We start from the raw sequence: 15,126 nt of genomic DNA on the forward strand, positions 1-15,126 counted from the left end.
GAAAGGCATCCAGGCATGAAGACGCGCGTCGCTCGTCTCCACGGTATCCGTGACATCAGGATCGAATATCTTGATTACCGCGCGCCCGGCCCGGGCGAGGTGCTGCTGGCCATGGCGGCGGGCGGCATCTGCGGCTCGGACCTGCATTATTACCAGGATGGCGGCTTCGGCCCAGTTCGCGTTCGCGAGCCGATTGTCGCCGGCCACGAGGCCTCCGGCTTCGTCGAAGCCCTGGGTGCAGGGGTTTCCGGAATAGATCTTGGGGCGGTGGTGGCGGTCAACCCGTCGCAACCCTGCGGCCATTGCCAATACTGCCGGGCCGACCAGCCGATCCACTGCCTCGACATGCGCTTCATGGGCTCGGCCATGCGCCTGCCGCACGAAAACGGCATGTTCCGCGAGCGGCTGGTCGTCCCCGCCATCCAGTGCCACCCGGTGGGAGATGATGTGTCCCCGGGAGAGGCCGCCTGCGCGGAGCCGCTGGCCGTGTGCCTGCATGCGATCGCCCAGGCCGGAGACCTGTCCGGCCGCAATGTGCTGGTCACGGGAGCTGGCCCCATCGGGCTTCTAACGGTTGCCGCGGCCCGGCAGGCGGGTGCCGCCAGGATCGTGGTGACGGATCTCGCCGACGCGGCCCTAGCTCGCGCGCCAGCCATGGGGGCGACCGAGACGATCAACGTCGCTTCAAATCCGGACGGGCTTCTTCCCTTTCAGGACAACAAGGGCAGTTTCGACGTGGTGTTCGAATGCTCGGCGGCAGCGCCGGCCCTGCGCTCGGCCTTTGCTACGATCAAACCGCGCGGAACCCTGGTCCAGGTGGGCGTGACCGGCGACATGACGATCCCGGTCAACGCGCTGGTCGGCAAGGAGATCGTCTGGCGCGGTTCACAACGCTTCCATGCGGAATTCGCCGAGGCGGTCGGATTGATCGCAACGCGGCGCATTGATGTGCGGCCGATCATTTCGCACAGTTTCCCGCTTGACGCGGCGACTGCCGCTTTCGAGCAGGCCGGAGATCGTTCCCGGGCCTGCAAGGTGCAGATCACATTCGAACACACTGACAAAGCCTGAAGGACAAGACATGAGACATACGTGGCGCTGGTTCGGCCCGATCGACAAGGTGAGCGTAAGAGATGCGGCGCAGGCCGGCGCGGAAGGCATCGTCTCGGCGCTCCACCATATTGCGACGGGCGAAGTCTGGCCGGTCGACGAGATCGCCAGGCGACACGAGGAGATCAAGGCCGGCGGCCTGGTGTGGGATGTCGTGGAGAGTGTTCCGGTTTCCGAAGACATCAAGACGCAGACCGGCGACTGGAAACGCCATATCGGGAATTGGCAGGAAACGCTGCGGCGTCTTTCGGCCTCCGGCATCCGCACGGTCTGCTACAATTTCATGCCGGTCCTCGACTGGACACGTACAGACCTGCGCTGGGAGGCACGCCATGGCGCCAAGGCCATGCGGTTCGACCTGAGCGATTTTGCCGCCTTCGATATCCATATCCTCAAACGTCCCGAGGCTGCCGGCGATTACCCTGCATGGCTTCAGGAGCAGGCGGCGGAGCGGTTTTCCGGGATGGCCGATGCGAAGATCGCGGCCTTGGGCAAGAACATCGGGGCCGGGTTGCCGGGCTCGGCGGACGGTTATTCGCTCGACCAGCTGCTGGAGAAGCTTCGCTCCTACCAGGGTATCGACCGGGCACGACTGCAGCAGAATCTCATCGACTTCCTGACCGAAGTCACGCCTGTGGCGGAGGAGGTCGGCATCAACATCTGCGCTCATGGCGATGATCCGCCCTGGCCGTTGCTCGGCCTTCCGCGCATCCTGTCGACCGAAGCCGATTACGCACACATGCTGGATCAGGTCGGCGCGCGCGCCAACGGCGTGACGCTCTGCACCGGCTCGCTCGGCGCAAGGGCCGATAACGATCTGCCCTTCATCGCCTCGCGCTTTGCCGACCGTATCCATTTCGTGCATCTGCGGAATGTGACGCGGGACACCGACACGGTCCCCTGCTCTTTCTTCGAGGACGAGCACCTGGAAGGCACGACGGACATGGTTGCCGTGATCGCCGCGCTGCTTTCGGAAGAGGCGCGTCGGCGCGGGGAAGGCCGAGAGGATCATCGCATCCCCATGCGGCCGGATCACGGGCAGGAAATCCTCGACGACCTGACCCGCGGTGCGCAACCGGGCTATCCCGCCATCGGCCGGCTGAAGGGACTGGCGGAGCTTCGTGGCATCGAGCGAACTCTGACGCATGCCCGCTACGGCCTGGGAGCATGATCGGCTGCGTGCTCACCCACCGTTGCTTGCAACGATGCCCGCCTGCCGGCTTATGATCGGGGACCGCTGAAATCCCGCCGCCTCGTCGGACCGCGAATGGCGATCAGTCACAAGACAGCGTCCTCGAGTGGGGAATGAACGAGAGATGCTTTAGCTTTTCTTAAATATCTGCGCTGTGACGACGGAAGGAAGATGATCGCCTTCCTGGAGCATCGGCGCATGAAACTCGTTCGATAGCTTCTGGCCCGGTGCCTTGCGGCTCGCCCGCTGGCGGTCATCACGCCCAGTCCGAGATGCTCTCAAGGAAAAGGCTGGCGACCCTCGGGATCGGAAATTTTTCTCCGCTGACCAGCGCGTAAGCAATTGGCAGCTCCGGTTCGAGCGGAATGAACTGCAGCGGCAGCGTCGCATATTCGCGGGCGATGATCTCACCGACCAACGCGATGCCCAGCCCCTGGGCGGCCAGCGCGCAAGCGCTCGCCACCGAATGCGCTTCGAGGAGAGGGCGCTTGCGAATGCCGGCCTTGTAGAACAACGCCTCCAGCTCATGGCGAACGGGGCGCTCCCTGTTCAGCATGATCAGATCCTGCCCCTTCAGATCGCCGACCGATAACAGCTCGCTGCCGGCCTTGGGATGATCGTTATGCAGGGCGCAGATGACCCGCGACGACAGGATCTTCTCCTGTTTCAATCCCGGGCTCATCAGCGGCAGACGCGTGAAGCCCAGATCAGCCTCGCCATCGGCCACCATCCGTTCGATCGCGAGGTAGCTGCCGGATGCGACCTCGACGCGCATCGGCCCATTCGCTGCGAGAAAACTCTTCACCAGCTTCGGAATGCGCGTGAAGGAAAGGCTGGAGGGAAAGGCGAGCCGCAGCATGATTTCGCGCGACCGCCCGCTCTCGAGCTCCATCGCCGCCGTTTTCAAGGCGCGCAGCCGGTCGGAAATGGCACGGATTTCCGGACCGAGTTGCAGCCCCTCGCGGGTCGGTTGAAGCCGGTTCTTTTCCCGCTCGAAAAGCCGGACGCCGAGATAGTCTTCCAGTTGCTGCAAGAGGCGGCTGGCATTGGATTGCGAAATCCCAAGCTCGGCGGAAGCGGCGATCGTCGAGCCCGTCGCGGCAATGGCGTCATAGGCCTCGATATGCTTCAGGCTGATCGCCGCACTCGTGTCCCGCGCCATTCCATCTCCAATATCGATAGCCCTACCCGCAAACCGCATAAGATTGCGGACCTGGGGGAAGTTGAACATTTTCCGCTGAGAACCAAACTCAAGGAAAGACTTTCGTCAATGGCCACCATTCTCGGCAGGATTGCGCAACAGGTCATGTCGCGAACGGCGTTCTCGGAACTCGCCATGGGCCGCGCAGGGGATGCCGTGGTGGACACCATCGGCTGCATGATCGCAGGCAGGGGCGATGAAAGCGTAGCCGCGCTTACCCGCGCCTTCGACGGAGAAATCGCCGCAGGCGGCAAAGCGCGGCTCGTCACCGGCGGCTCCGCCTCGCCTTCGCTTGCCGCGCTCATCAACGCAACCGCAGCGCATGCACTGGATTTCGATGACAATTTTCATCCCGCGAGGGCCCACGCTTCCGCGGTGCTGGTACCGGCGCTGCTGGCGGTCGTTGCGAGCGGCAAGGCCATGAGCGGCAAGCGGTTCCTTGAGGGTTACCTGATCGGGCTGGAGGCGCAAGCGGCAGTCGGCTTCGGCGTCAATCCTTCTCACTACAACATCGGCTGGCATGCGACGGCGACGGTCGGCAGCATTGGGGCAGCGGCTGGCGTGGCGCGGCTTCTCGGCGCCGACGAAGAGAGCCTGGCCATGGCGATGAGCCTCGCAACAAGCTTTGCGTGCGGCCCGAAAGGCCAATTCGGCACGACCGCCAAGCCGCTTCACGCCGGCATTGCAGCGCGCAATGCCGTGGATGCGGCGCGCATGGCGCTCGCGGGCATGAGCGGGCGGTCCGATATCCTCGAGCGGCCGCAAGGCTTCCTCGATCTTTTCGGAGGGGCTGATGCCAAGGGTTGGGAAAACCTGACATTCGGCGAGGAGCATGTCATCGAAAGCCGGGGCGTGGTGACAAAGCGCCATCCGTGCTGCGCCTCGACCCATCGCGCGATCGACGCGCTTCTGGATCTGAAACAGGAGCATGGGCTTTTGGCAGGCGACATTGGCAGGATCGAAACAAAAGTCGGCATATCCGCTGCCCGCAACCTCGCTTATCCCGACCCCGCCGACGAGATGCAGGCGCGCTTCTCGATGCAATATTGCCTGGCGACCGCCTTCCTCAAAGGCTCCCTCAGCCTTTCCGACTTTACACGGCAGGAGATCGGGCGACCGGAAACCCGGCAATTCATGCCGCGCATCGAAATGCTGCCCTATTCGGCCGACGAGGAAAAAGGCGTGGAGCGCCTTCCGCACATCGTCACCGTCACGACACGCGAGGGCCGTATCTACAGCAAATCGCGCTTGCACGCGAAAGGCTCGCTGGAAGCGCCATTGAGCGATTGCGAGCGAAAAGCCAAGTTTGCGGATTGCCTGAGCTGGGGAAATCGGAACAGTTCCGGATCCCTTTATCTCCGTCTTCGAGACCTGGCGGATTTCGAGGATCTGTCCGAAGACACAGCATTCTGGAAGCTGATCGCAGATACTCATTCTGAAAGGCGGTAATCCTGTTGGACGCTAAATGGTTGCGGCGCTCTCATCCTATGCCGTCTGCTCCCGAGTCCTCGGCATCGCAGTAGGCATGGCGCGCTCATTCTTTCTCATTTGAAGGACAGGGCGCCGCTCAATCCAAGCTGGCAGGCATTGCGATCCTCAAGGCAAAATACCCGTTCTGCCTCTCGCCGCCTTTCCGGAAACATCTGTCCGCTACCTCCAGCCGTCTAGAACGTTGTTCCTCGCGGGCCAGGAAGCCTTCGCGTAGTCTCCGGCAAAAAACAGGAGCCTTCCGCATGCCATCCAAGACCCCGATCAAATCCCTTTTCGCGCTTGCCATGTCCATCTGCGCCTTGAGTGCGACGACGGCATCGGCCGATGCGACACTCGACCGGATCAAGGCGCGCGGCACGTTGACCGTCGGCGTCATCCTGTCGGGCGCCCCGTTCGGCTTCATCGATCCGAAGACGCAGGAGCAGAAGGGTTTCAATCTCGACATCGCCAGGGGCCTTGCCGACGATCTCGGGGTGAAGCTGGAGACCGTGACGGTGACGCCGCCCAACCGCGTCCAGTTCCTGCAGCAGGGCAAGGTCGATATCCTGATCGCCAACATGCAATACACCGAGGAGCGCGCCAAAGTGCTCGGCTACGTGCCGACGGCCTATGACCGTGCCGGCGGAGCAGCGATCGGCCGCAAGGACAGCGGCCTGAAGGACTGGTCCGGCCTCAAGGGCAAAACGGCCTGCGTCTCCCAGGGCTCCAACTACACGCAGCCGCTGATCGAGGAGTATGGTGCGCAGGTGAAGGCGCTGCCGAGCCAGCCGGAATCGCTCCTTGCCCTGCAGGGCGGCAATTGCGACGTCGCCGTCCATGTCGGCGCCACCCTCGGCCTCCTGCTGCAGGACCGGCCCGAAGAGTGGAAGGACTACGCCATCCTCTTTCCGACCGAGCTCATTCCGTCGGACTCGGTGATCTGGCTGCGAAAGGGCGAGGCCGATACCACGGCGGCACTGGACGCCAGCGTCAAGAAGCTGCACGCTTCCGGCAAGATTCTGGAATTCGCGAAAGCCAACCGTTTGCTGAGCACCGAATACCTGCAACAGCAACAGAAGGCGCTTTCCGCAGCTCAGTGAAGCGAATGCACCGATAGAGCGCCATGCCCGATTTCAATGTCACCGACCTGTTCGTCAGCCTGACGAGCAGGATCGGCCTGAATTACGAGTTTCTCTCGACCGGCTACGAAGCCCAGATCTGGCGTGATGGCTTTGCCACCACGCTCTTTCTCATCGTGCTGTTGATACCCGTCAGCCTCGTCTTCGGCCTCGTCTTCGCCGCCTGCCTCACTTCGGGCCGCCTGTGGCTGTCGGTGCCGGTGCGCGCGTTCGTGGAAGTGACGCGCAACACGCCGACGCTGGTGCAGTTGATGTTCAGCTTCCTCGTGCTCAACACGTTCGTGTCCAGCCTCGTGGGCGGCGTTCAGAACAACCCGCTTTCACCTTTCTTCTGGGTGGTGGCGGTCGTCGGACTGCACATCGCGGCACTCCATGCCGAGGCGATCCGCGCCGGCATCGAGGCAGTGCCGGCCTCCACCGTGGAGGCGGCCCGCGGTATCGGCTTCAGCCCGCTGCAGATCCTGCGTTATGTCGAGGTTCCCCTGGCATTTCGCGCTTCGCTGCCGGCCATCGTCAACAACCTAATCAATCTCGTGAAGCTGACGACCGTCGGCAACGCGATCGCCGTCAGCGAGATCACCTACGCCTCCATCATGGTGTGGACGCAGCGCGATAATGTCGTGTCGCTGATGATCGTCATCCTGCTCTTCTTCAGCCTGATCAACTTCGTTGTCGCCCGCCTCGGGCTCTGGGTCGAGCGGAGGCTCGCGGTACCTGGATACGGTCTCTGATGCGCGCACAAATCCAACAGCCCCGCACCGCCAGCCGCATCCTGCGCAATGGCGCCTTCGTCGCCCTGCCGCTGGTCGTCCTCCTGTCGGCGGTCGCCGACCCCACGCTCGGCAGCGAGCTTCTGCAGTGGGTGCCCTACCTTGCCTCCGGCTTCATGATGAACGTCGTCATCGCGCTGTCCGCCATGACGCTCGGGACGGTGGTCGGTGCGCTTTTCGGCATGCTGTCGCTGGCACCGTTCCGGCTGGTGCGTTATCCGGTCGCCGCCTACGTGCAGCTGTTCCGCAACGCGCCGCATCTGGTGCTCATTTTCGCCACGACCTACATCTTTCCCTTTGAAATCGTGATCTACGGAACGTATCTGCCATTTCCCGATTGGGTGAAGGCGGTGATCGGCCTTGCCATTCCCGCCAGCGCCTATATTGCCGAAATCACCCGCGGCGCAATCCTTTCCATTCCGACGACGCAATGGGAAGCGGCCAAGGGGCTCGGATTCTCGCACGGGCAGGCGCTGCGCTGGATCATCCTGCCGCAATGCCTTCGCCGCTCCCTGCCGCCCTGGATGAACGTGCTCGCTTCGATCACCATGGGCACGGCGCTGGCCTCGCTGGTGGGCGTCCACGAACTTCTCCACGCCGCGACCGATGCAAGCACGGCCGTGCGTCGCCTCGATTTCACCATCATCGCCTATCTCGTCGTGATGGCCGCGTTTTTCACCCTTTGCTACCCGATTTCCCGCCTCACGCGCCGGATGGAGGGGCGCTTCCATGCAGCTTGAGAGCAGCGAGAGGACGTCACCGATGTCAAAACCGACAGAAACCGCGCTCGTCCGGCTGGAGGATGTCCATCTGTCCTTCGGGCAGACTCAGGTGCTGAAGGGCATCGACCTCACGGTGAACAGGGGCGACGCGGTATCGATCATCGGGCCATCCGGCTCCGGGAAGTCGACCATCCTGCGCTGCATCAATGCACTCGTCCAGCCGCAAAGCGGCCAGATCACGGTCGGTGGTACACGGGTTGACCAGCTGACGCGCGAGACCGAGCGGATCGCGCTGCGGAAGCGTGTCGGCATCGTCTTCCAGCAATATAACCTCTTTCCGCACCTGACCGTGCTCGACAATATCGTGCTGGCTCCGACGCGCATTCTGGGGGTGGAACGGCGGGCGACCGAGATATTTGCCCGGGAGCTTCTCGAAAAGGTGCGGCTGTCGGACAAGGCGAAGGCCTATCCCGGCGAACTTTCGGGCGGTCAGCAGCAGCGCGTAGCGATCGCCCGTGCACTCGCGATGAAACCCGAACTCGTGCTGTTCGACGAAGTCACCTCCGCGCTCGATCCGGAAACGGTCGGCGAGGTCCTGTGGGTCATCCGCGATCTGATCCGCGAGGGGATGACCAGCATTCTGGTCACCCATGAAATGCGCTTTGCGGAGGAGATCAGCGACACGGTGGTCTTCACCGAGAACGGACGGGTGGTCGCATCGGGAACGCCGGAGCAGATCTTCCGCGGCTCGGACAATTCGCGAATCCGTCAGTTCGTCGGCGGCCTGTCAGGCGGGCGAAGTGCTGAACGCAACGGCGACGCCTTACCGGATCCCATGCCATGACGACAGCTGACTTTTCAGCGAGCCAAACCTTTCCGCGAACCCAAGCCTTCGCCGAGGCGATCGTGGCATCGGACCCGACGACGAATGGCCCCGCGATGACGGCTGCACGGACGGCGATTGTCGATTTTCTCGCCTGCGCGATTGCAGGCGCCGGCGATGCGACGACGAAAATGCTCGCGCAGGCCGTCGGTGCGGACCAGCCGGGCGAAGCGATCTTGATCGGAACAGCACGCCGGACCGATCCGCTCGCCGCCGCGATCGTCAACGGTTATGTGGGCCATGTGCTCGACTACGATGACGTGCATGCAAGCGTTCGCGGCCATCCGACGACGGTGATCATCCCCGCGCTCCTTGCGCTGGCCGCCGAACGGCAGTTCTCGGCCGAGGAGCTGATCGCCTCCTATATTGTCGGACTGGAGGCCATGGCCCGGCTCGGCATCTCGATCGGCGCCAGCCATTACGAGAACGGCTTTCATGCGACGGCGACGCTCGGTCCGGTTGGCGTCGCATCCGCGATTGCCCATCTGACCAAGATGCCGGCCGACAGGACGGCGGTCGCGCTCGGGCTCGCAGCGACGCAAGCATCCGGCCTTCGCCTGCAGTTCGGCCACGATGCCAAGCCATACCATGCGGGCATGGCCGCCCGATCCGGCTTGCTGGCAGCCCGGCTCGCAGCCGCGGGTTTCGGTGGTGCGCCGGACTTCCTCGACAATCCCGTCGGTTTCCACACAGCCTATGCCTTCGGCTCGGGAAATCTGGCGGCCCTTTCCGACGCCTGGGGTGCGTCCTGGCAGATCGTGGCGCCGGGTCTGACGCTGAAAGCCTATCCCTGCTGCACAGCGAGCCACCCGGTCGCTTCGCTCGGCATCGAACTCAATCGCGAAGGCCTTGCCGCCGATGCGATCGCGCGGATCACCTTCACCTATCCGCCCGGCGCCGATGCGGCGCTCGTGGTCAGCAAGCCCACCAACGGCATCGAGGCGCGGTTCAGCCCGGAATATGTCTTTGCGGCGGCCCTGATCGATGGCGCGCTGCGGCTCGATCACTTTGACGACCGGCCTGTTCGGCCTGACCTGATGACGCTCGCAACGCGCGCCTTCCGCCGGCACGACGAGACGGCACCGCGCATGTCGAGCGACCCGGCCACGCGGTTCGTCATCCTCGATGTGGATCTGAAGGAGGGCGGCACGATCCGCCGCCGCTTCCAGGGTCTTCCAGGCGTGACCGACCCCGAGGACAAGTTCCGCGATGCGACCGCCGGCCAGCCGGCCTTCGCAGAAATTCCTTCGCTCGTCCGGAGCATGACCAGCAGCGCCGACCTCCGCCAGCTGCTCGCCATGCTCAACCAGGACGGCCTGACCTCTCCATCTACGAAAGACATGCCATGACCATCAAGAGAGAGATCCATCTCGGCCTGTTCCTCCAGGGCGCCGGCCACCACGTGTCCGGCTGGCGGCACCCGCGAGCAGAAGCCGGCAGCGAGAACTTCGACCTGCTGCGGCGCGTGTCGCAGATGGCCGAAGCTGCCAAGTTCGACATGGTGTTCCTCGCCGACGGGCTGACCAGCAGCGCGGATGCCCACCCCTCCACAATCGCCCGCTTCGAGCCGCTGACGCTGCTCGCCGCCCTGGCGCTCGTCACCGAGAAGATCGGCCTTGCCGCCACATCCTCCACGACCTACGGCGAACCCTATCACACCGCCCGCGCCTTCTCCTCGATCGACCACCTCAGCCACGGTCGCGCCGCCTGGAACATCGTCACGACATCCTATGCGCGCACCGCCAGCAATTTCACGACGTCGCACCCGTCGCATGACGAGCGCTATGCGGTGGCGGAAGAATTTGTCGATGTCGTTCGCGGGCTCTGGGACAGCTGGGACGACGATGCCTTCATCAAGAACAAGGAGAGCGGGGTCTATGCCGATCCGGCCGGGCTCCATATCCTCGATCACAAGGGCAAATATTTCTCGGTGAAGGGGCCCCTCAACATTCCCCGCGCGCCGCAGGGGCACCCGATCCTCATTCAGGCCGGCTCGTCCGGCCCGGGCCAGGACCTGGCGGCCCGCACGGCCGACGTCGTCTTCACCGCGCAGCAGAGCATCGAGGAGGCACAGGCCTTCTACAAAAGCCTGAAGGAGCGCGTGGTGCGGGCCGGGCGTCAGGCGCACCACGTCGCCGTGATGCCGGGCTTCCTGCCTGTGGTCGGCCGAACCTCCGCAGAGGCAGCAGAAAAGCTCGCCGAACTAGACCAGTGGACGGACCTGAAGAGCGCGATGCCGCTGCTCGAGGAGCGTATCGGGCACAGTCTCGCCGAGTTCGACCCCGACGGCCCGCTTCCTGACATGCCGATTTCCGACCAGCTGCGCAGCCGCGCCGAACTCCTGACCGCGCTCGCACGGCGGGAAAACCTCACGATCCGCCAGCTTGCGCTCCGCGTCGCCGCCGGCCGCGGCCACCACATCGTGCTTGGCACACCGGCCGAAATCGCCGATCGCATGCAGCAATGGTTCGAAGGCTACGCCGCCGACGGCTTCAACATCATGCCGCCCTTCTTCCCGGAAGGCCTCAAGGATTTCACGGAACTGGTCGTCCCGATCCTCCAGGAGCGCGGCCTCTATCGCACGGAGTATCGGGGCTCGACGCTGCGCGATCATCTCGGGCTGGACCGGCCAAACCTTCCCGCCTGATCGTGCCGCCCGAGAGCGGTCGGCGTTCCGAACACGAGCAGCCGCTGAGATGTTTCAGCGGCTGCTCGTCTGGTTCCTGACCACGTCGGTTTCGATGAGGCCCCTGCCATCAGGCGGAGGCGGCGATCTTGGATGCGAAGTCGCGGTAGGAGTGCAGCGGACGGCCCAGCAGCGCGGAGAGACGCTCGGCGTCGCCGGCTTCCGGGATCATGCCGTCGCTGACATAACGCTCCGCCATCAGGCGCATCTCGTAGGCCATCCACTTCGGCATGAAGGTCGCCATGTTCTGTTCGAAGCCGGTCGGATCATCACCGCCATAAACCACCGGACGCCCAAGAACCTCGGACCAGATTGCCGCGACATCGGAACCGGTCAACGTGTCCGGGCCGACCAGGTTGATGATTTCGATCGGCAGCTTGCCCGGAGCCTGTTCGCGACGGATCAGCTCGATTGCCGCAACCTCGGCGATATCGCGCGCGTCGACCATCGCAATCCCCTTGCCGCCGATCGGCATCGGATAGACGCCATGGTTGAGTATGACGTCCTTGATCATCACCTCATTGTCGATGAAATAGGTCGGTCGCAGGATCGTGGCGCTGAAGCCCATCTGCTCGAGCATTCGCTCTGCACCCGACTTCACCGCGAAATGCGGCACGTTGACGAAGCGATCGGCGTGGATAACCGAGAGATAGACCACCCGCTCGACGCCTGCTTCGCGGGCAACATTCAAGGTGATGATCGCCTGGGAGAATTCGTCGCCGGTGACGGCGTTGAGCAGGAACAGGGTGCTGACGCCGTCGAACGCCTTGCGCAGCGCGTCGATGTCGAGCAGTTCGCCCTGCGCGACTTCAACGCCGGCCGGAAATTGAGCTTTCGCAGGATCGCGAGTGAGCACGCGCACCTTCGCGCCGCGCCGGACGAGCTGGTTGACGACATGGCTGCCGACACGGCCGGTAGCGCCAGTAACGAGGATAGTCATGATATTGTCTCCGAGTTGGATTTGCTTGACACCCCGAATATGGATGGACCAATAATGATCCGATAGACGCTGAATTTAGACACACCGTCCCATAGGTGAAACACTCGTGGACCTTCTTGCACTTGCCGATTTTACCCTGGTTGCGCGTCATGGTGGCTTCGGTAAAGCTGCGCGAGCGACCGGAAGGCCCAAGGCAACCCTTTCGCGGCGGGTCGCGGAGCTGGAACGCAGTCTGGAATTGCGCCTCTTCGAACGGGGCGCCCGGAACGTGAAGCTCACGGAGGAAGGACGTGCCTTGTTCGAACGGACAGCGGTTCTGCTTGCCGAACTGGATGAGACAGCCGTTGCGATTGCCTCGGGCGGCCACCGACCCAGGGGACGATTGCGGATCAGCGCGCCCTTGCTCTTTTCCCAGACGGCGATGGGGAAGATCGCCGCCGGCTTTGCACTCACCTATCCGGATGTGAGGCTGGAGATCACGACGGAGGATCGGGCCGTCGACATGATCGAGGAAGGTTACGATCTGGTCATCCGGGTCAATCCGGACCCGGACGAAAATCTGGTCGGGCGGGCGTTCCTCCGCGACCGGCTTGTCGTTGTCGCTCGCCCCGACGTTTTTCGTCCGCGCCCGGACATCGCTACTCGTGCCGTTGTGCGCGGCAGGGCCGATCAGTCGCTGTGGAATGTGAAGACGCCCGATGGCATCGTGACCATGAAGGCAGAGCCGGTGCTCGCATTGTCTTCGCTGTTTGCGGTGCGTGATGCGGTGCGCGCCGGCGCAGGCGTAGGTTGTCTTCCGATCTCGCTGGTCAGCCACGACTTGGCCGACGGCTCACTCGTCCTGTGGGGGGAGTTTGACGCACCCGAGATCGCGTTATGGGCGCTTTACCCCTCCCGTCGGCTGCTGAGCGCCCGTGTGTCGGCATTCCTCGATTATCTCAAGCAAGCCTTCCCTCTTGGAACGCCGGAAGAGCTTGCCGGCTACGTTGGCCGATGACAATGCCAAGGCTGACTGGTAATCAGATTCTTGCCACCCATCGCTAAAATACTGTAATATTTATTCACTGGCTATTTCGCCGAATCTGTTAGGATAAAACTCACAACAAAAGCGTCGTCAACCGATGAACCCGCAGTTTCGTTTTCGCCCAACGGTAGTCGTACCGCATATCAAGACAGCACTGCTCCGCGCCCTTGCCTTTGCGGCCGCGGCAATTGTGGTCGTTGGGATATTGGCGCTCCTTCTTCCCGAACGTCCGTTCTGGTTAGATGTGTCCGCGGTGGTGTTGATAGCGGCGGCTGTCATATTTCGACTTCAACTGGCGCTTTATGCACGCGATGACGTGCTTCGTGAGACCCAGAAAGACCTTCAGCAGGCGCTCCGTCACGATTCCGTCATGGGTACGATGCGCGCCAAAGAATTCGCGGACTCGATCGAGCATGCGATTGACCGCAGGCGCATGAGCAGCACGGAAATCTCGGATGGCGTCATGCTCATCCTCAAGGTCGGCAATTTCGACGAGATCCGCCGCCGCTACGGTCTGCAATGGGCCGACACCCTGCTTCAATCCATTGTTCGGATCGTGTACTCCTCGGTGCGCTACGGCGATCTAGTCGCACGCCTTGCTTCCGACGAACTCGGCATATTTCTGCCCAGCACGACAGCGGAAGATGCCAGCAACGTCTGCGAGCGTATCCTTACGCGGGTAAGGGAGGCCACGTTCACGGCCGGTCCGGAGCGTCAGATCTTGGTCACGGTGCAGCTTGGCGGCACCAGGGTCGGGGACGAACCTGACTTTCAGGCGCTCCGCGAGGCCGCCAGCCTCGCCGCCGCCGCTGAGGAGGAAGCCGGCTCACCCCTGTTCCGCGAGCGGTTCTCGTGAACGGAAGGCTTCAGGGCCTGCCGTCTTCCGCTTTTGTGGCCGCGATGCCGGCCGGACTTAAGGAGCCACAACGCCAGACACTGTAGACCGGTTGGGTATCCCAGTCGTAGTAGAAAGCGGCTTTCAACCTTCCCTCCTTCATTAGCGCGTCGAAGCTGCGCCGCACGGCACGGACAGCCACCTCGCGCTCGCGATCGTCGACCGGGCAGGAAGGCGACGGGTTGGCAATGCCCCATTCGGTCACCCAGCACGGCTTGCCTTCCCCTTCGGAACCGCAAAAGTCGAGAAGCGTCGTTACATAACGTGCAAGCGCCGCGTCACCCTTGCGCCCCGGATAGACATGGATGCCGTAACCGTCGACCAGCGTATCGACACCCCGCTCCCGCAGGAGCGAAATGAACTCCCGGGGTTCGAGCCGTTCCATACCGCGGCGGTCGGCCTCGCCGGTGCCGACATCGGAAAGTCCGGCTGAAATCACAAGCGCATCGCGGCTGTGCACCGTCGCACGCAGTTCCTCCCGGGTGACCCGGAGGGCGCCGACATAGGTATCGACGCCGCGCTCGAAGGCAGGGAGGTTGGCGACCTGCGAAACCTGGCGCGGCGTCCGCCGGCCGGGCTTCTCATAGACCATCAAGTCGCCGTTGTAAGCGCTGTAATTGATTTCGTTTCCCGGCTCGACGGCATCGATGCGGATGCCCATTCCGTCAATGCGGCGAAGCGCCGAGCGCAACTGCCCGCGATAGAGATCGAGGTCCAGATCCGAAAGCCGCTGAACATCCCAGATGCGGCCGAAACCGGTGCGAGGGCGCGTCGCCGAGGAGTAGTAGTCCGGATTGCCGAGCTGGATCTCGAGAAGGATCTTCAGCCCGAGCCGGTCCGCCATCTCAAGAGCTTCGATACTTTTGTCCACGGGCCTCGACAACGAAAGCCGGACATGGGTGATGCCGCTTGCCGCGATTTCATTCAGCACCCGCTCCTGATCGGAACGGGAAAGCCAGGCGAGGTTCACGCGGTTGATGCCGATGCGATCGGCAAGCGCATCGGCCGCTGCCGGCAGCGCGTGGGCAAAAGCCCAGAACACCGCCAGCACGCAGGCAAGGGTCACGCGCGCTCGCGCCACGGCCTTCATCCGC

Annotated in this window: 14 protein-coding genes; 11 read left to right on the top strand and 3 right to left on the bottom strand. The window is 63.3% G+C overall.

Translation table 11 applies throughout. The annotated features are described in order from the left end of the window. The first annotated feature begins 15 nt into the window (after positions 1–15). Together J2X76_RS25895 and uxuA are read left to right on the top strand one after the other, a co-directional pair. Complete coding sequence (locus tag J2X76_RS25895) at positions 16–1,071, top strand: L-idonate 5-dehydrogenase (RefSeq protein WP_310220408.1); 1,056 nt, start codon at positions 16–18, stop codon at positions 1,069–1,071. Between the two features lie 10 nt (positions 1,072–1,081). Further along, entirely contained in the window at positions 1,082–2,281 is a 1,200-nt protein-coding gene (gene uxuA / locus J2X76_RS25900) for a mannonate dehydratase (protein ID WP_310220409.1), read from the top strand. A 277-nt stretch (positions 2,282–2,558) separates the two neighbouring features. Here the strand turns inward: uxuA and J2X76_RS25905 are convergent, their stop codons facing one another. Beyond that, complete coding sequence (locus tag J2X76_RS25905; RefSeq protein WP_310220410.1) at positions 2,559–3,533, bottom strand: LysR family transcriptional regulator; 975 nt, start codon at positions 3,531–3,533, stop codon at positions 2,559–2,561. Between the two features lie 39 nt (positions 3,534–3,572). Here J2X76_RS25905 and J2X76_RS25910 point away from each other — a divergent pair, with 39 nt between their 5' ends. The 7 genes from J2X76_RS25910 to J2X76_RS25940 all read left to right on the top strand — a co-directional run bounded on the left by J2X76_RS25910 (position 3,573) and on the right by J2X76_RS25940 (position 11,134). Beyond that, positions 3,573–4,952, top strand: coding sequence for an MmgE/PrpD family protein (locus J2X76_RS25910; protein ID WP_310220412.1), 1,380 nt, complete (start codon positions 3,573–3,575; stop codon positions 4,950–4,952). A gap of 326 nt (positions 4,953–5,278) precedes the next feature. After that, on the top strand, positions 5,279–6,073 hold the full coding sequence (locus J2X76_RS25915; RefSeq protein WP_310220588.1) for a transporter substrate-binding domain-containing protein: 795 nt from the start codon (positions 5,279–5,281) through the stop codon (positions 6,071–6,073). A gap of 23 nt (positions 6,074–6,096) precedes the next feature. Continuing rightward, positions 6,097–6,843, top strand: coding sequence for an amino acid ABC transporter permease (locus tag J2X76_RS25920; RefSeq protein ID WP_113127483.1), 747 nt, complete (start codon positions 6,097–6,099; stop codon positions 6,841–6,843). After that, positions 6,843–7,622, top strand: a complete 780-nt coding sequence (locus J2X76_RS25925; RefSeq protein WP_310220414.1) for an amino acid ABC transporter permease — start codon at positions 6,843–6,845, stop codon at positions 7,620–7,622. The genes J2X76_RS25920 and J2X76_RS25925 overlap by 1 nt, the downstream gene beginning before the upstream one ends. 22 nt (positions 7,623–7,644) lie before the next feature. Then, positions 7,645–8,448, top strand: coding sequence for an amino acid ABC transporter ATP-binding protein (locus J2X76_RS25930; RefSeq protein WP_310220416.1), 804 nt, complete (start codon positions 7,645–7,647; stop codon positions 8,446–8,448). Further along, positions 8,445–9,836: an MmgE/PrpD family protein gene (locus J2X76_RS25935; RefSeq protein ID WP_310220418.1), complete on the top strand. Its 1,392-nt coding sequence runs from the start codon at positions 8,445–8,447 to the stop codon at positions 9,834–9,836. Before J2X76_RS25930 ends, J2X76_RS25935 begins: the two co-directional genes overlap by 4 nt. Next, positions 9,833–11,134 (top strand): LLM class flavin-dependent oxidoreductase, encoded by a 1,302-nt coding sequence (locus J2X76_RS25940; protein WP_113128092.1) that lies wholly within the window; start codon positions 9,833–9,835, stop codon positions 11,132–11,134. Before J2X76_RS25935 ends, J2X76_RS25940 begins: the two co-directional genes overlap by 4 nt. Positions 11,135–11,243: 109 nt before the next feature. On the opposite strand, the gene J2X76_RS25945 is transcribed toward J2X76_RS25940, so the two are convergent. Beyond that, positions 11,244–12,113, bottom strand: a complete 870-nt coding sequence (locus J2X76_RS25945) for an NmrA/HSCARG family protein (protein ID WP_310220420.1) — start codon at positions 12,111–12,113, stop codon at positions 11,244–11,246. A 106-nt stretch (positions 12,114–12,219) separates the two neighbouring features. Here J2X76_RS25945 and J2X76_RS25950 point away from each other — a divergent pair, with 106 nt between their 5' ends. Then, a complete protein-coding gene (locus tag J2X76_RS25950) occupies positions 12,220–13,110 on the top strand; it encodes a LysR substrate-binding domain-containing protein (protein WP_310220422.1) in 891 nt (296 codons plus the stop codon). Between the two features lie 124 nt (positions 13,111–13,234). Continuing rightward, positions 13,235–13,993, top strand: coding sequence for a GGDEF domain-containing protein (locus tag J2X76_RS25955; RefSeq protein ID WP_310220424.1), 759 nt, complete (start codon positions 13,235–13,237; stop codon positions 13,991–13,993). A gap of 10 nt (positions 13,994–14,003) precedes the next feature. Here the strand turns inward: J2X76_RS25955 and J2X76_RS25960 are convergent, their stop codons facing one another. After that, positions 14,004–15,122: a glycoside hydrolase gene (locus J2X76_RS25960; RefSeq protein WP_310220589.1), complete on the bottom strand. Its 1,119-nt coding sequence runs from the start codon at positions 15,120–15,122 to the stop codon at positions 14,004–14,006. Positions 15,123–15,126: the final 4 nt, after the last annotated feature.

The sequence above is a fragment of the Neorhizobium sp. 2083 genome, assembly GCF_031455615.1.
Taxonomy (GTDB): domain Bacteria; phylum Pseudomonadota; class Alphaproteobacteria; order Rhizobiales; family Rhizobiaceae; genus Neorhizobium.

Coding starts and splice junctions, on each gene's coding strand:
- J2X76_RS25895 (WP_310220408.1), top strand. CDS start 16: ATGAAGACGCGCGTCGCTCGTCTCCACGGTATCCGTGACATCAGGATC.
- uxuA (WP_310220409.1), top strand. CDS start 1,082: ATGAGACATACGTGGCGCTGGTTCGGCCCGATCGACAAGGTGAGCGTA.
- J2X76_RS25905 (WP_310220410.1), bottom strand. CDS start 3,533: ATGTTCAACTTCCCCCAGGTCCGCAATCTTATGCGGTTTGCGGGTAGG.
- J2X76_RS25910 (WP_310220412.1), top strand. CDS start 3,573: ATGGCCACCATTCTCGGCAGGATTGCGCAACAGGTCATGTCGCGAACG.
- J2X76_RS25915 (WP_310220588.1), top strand. CDS start 5,279: ATGTCCATCTGCGCCTTGAGTGCGACGACGGCATCGGCCGATGCGACA.
- J2X76_RS25920 (WP_113127483.1), top strand. CDS start 6,097: ATGCCCGATTTCAATGTCACCGACCTGTTCGTCAGCCTGACGAGCAGG.
- J2X76_RS25925 (WP_310220414.1), top strand. CDS start 6,843: ATGCGCGCACAAATCCAACAGCCCCGCACCGCCAGCCGCATCCTGCGC.
- J2X76_RS25930 (WP_310220416.1), top strand. CDS start 7,645: ATGTCAAAACCGACAGAAACCGCGCTCGTCCGGCTGGAGGATGTCCAT.
- J2X76_RS25935 (WP_310220418.1), top strand. CDS start 8,445: ATGACGACAGCTGACTTTTCAGCGAGCCAAACCTTTCCGCGAACCCAA.
- J2X76_RS25940 (WP_113128092.1), top strand. CDS start 9,833: ATGACCATCAAGAGAGAGATCCATCTCGGCCTGTTCCTCCAGGGCGCC.
- J2X76_RS25945 (WP_310220420.1), bottom strand. CDS start 12,113: ATGACTATCCTCGTTACTGGCGCTACCGGCCGTGTCGGCAGCCATGTC.
- J2X76_RS25955 (WP_310220424.1), top strand. CDS start 13,235: ATGAACCCGCAGTTTCGTTTTCGCCCAACGGTAGTCGTACCGCATATC.
- J2X76_RS25960 (WP_310220589.1), bottom strand. CDS start 15,122: ATGAAGGCCGTGGCGCGAGCGCGCGTGACCCTTGCCTGCGTGCTGGCG.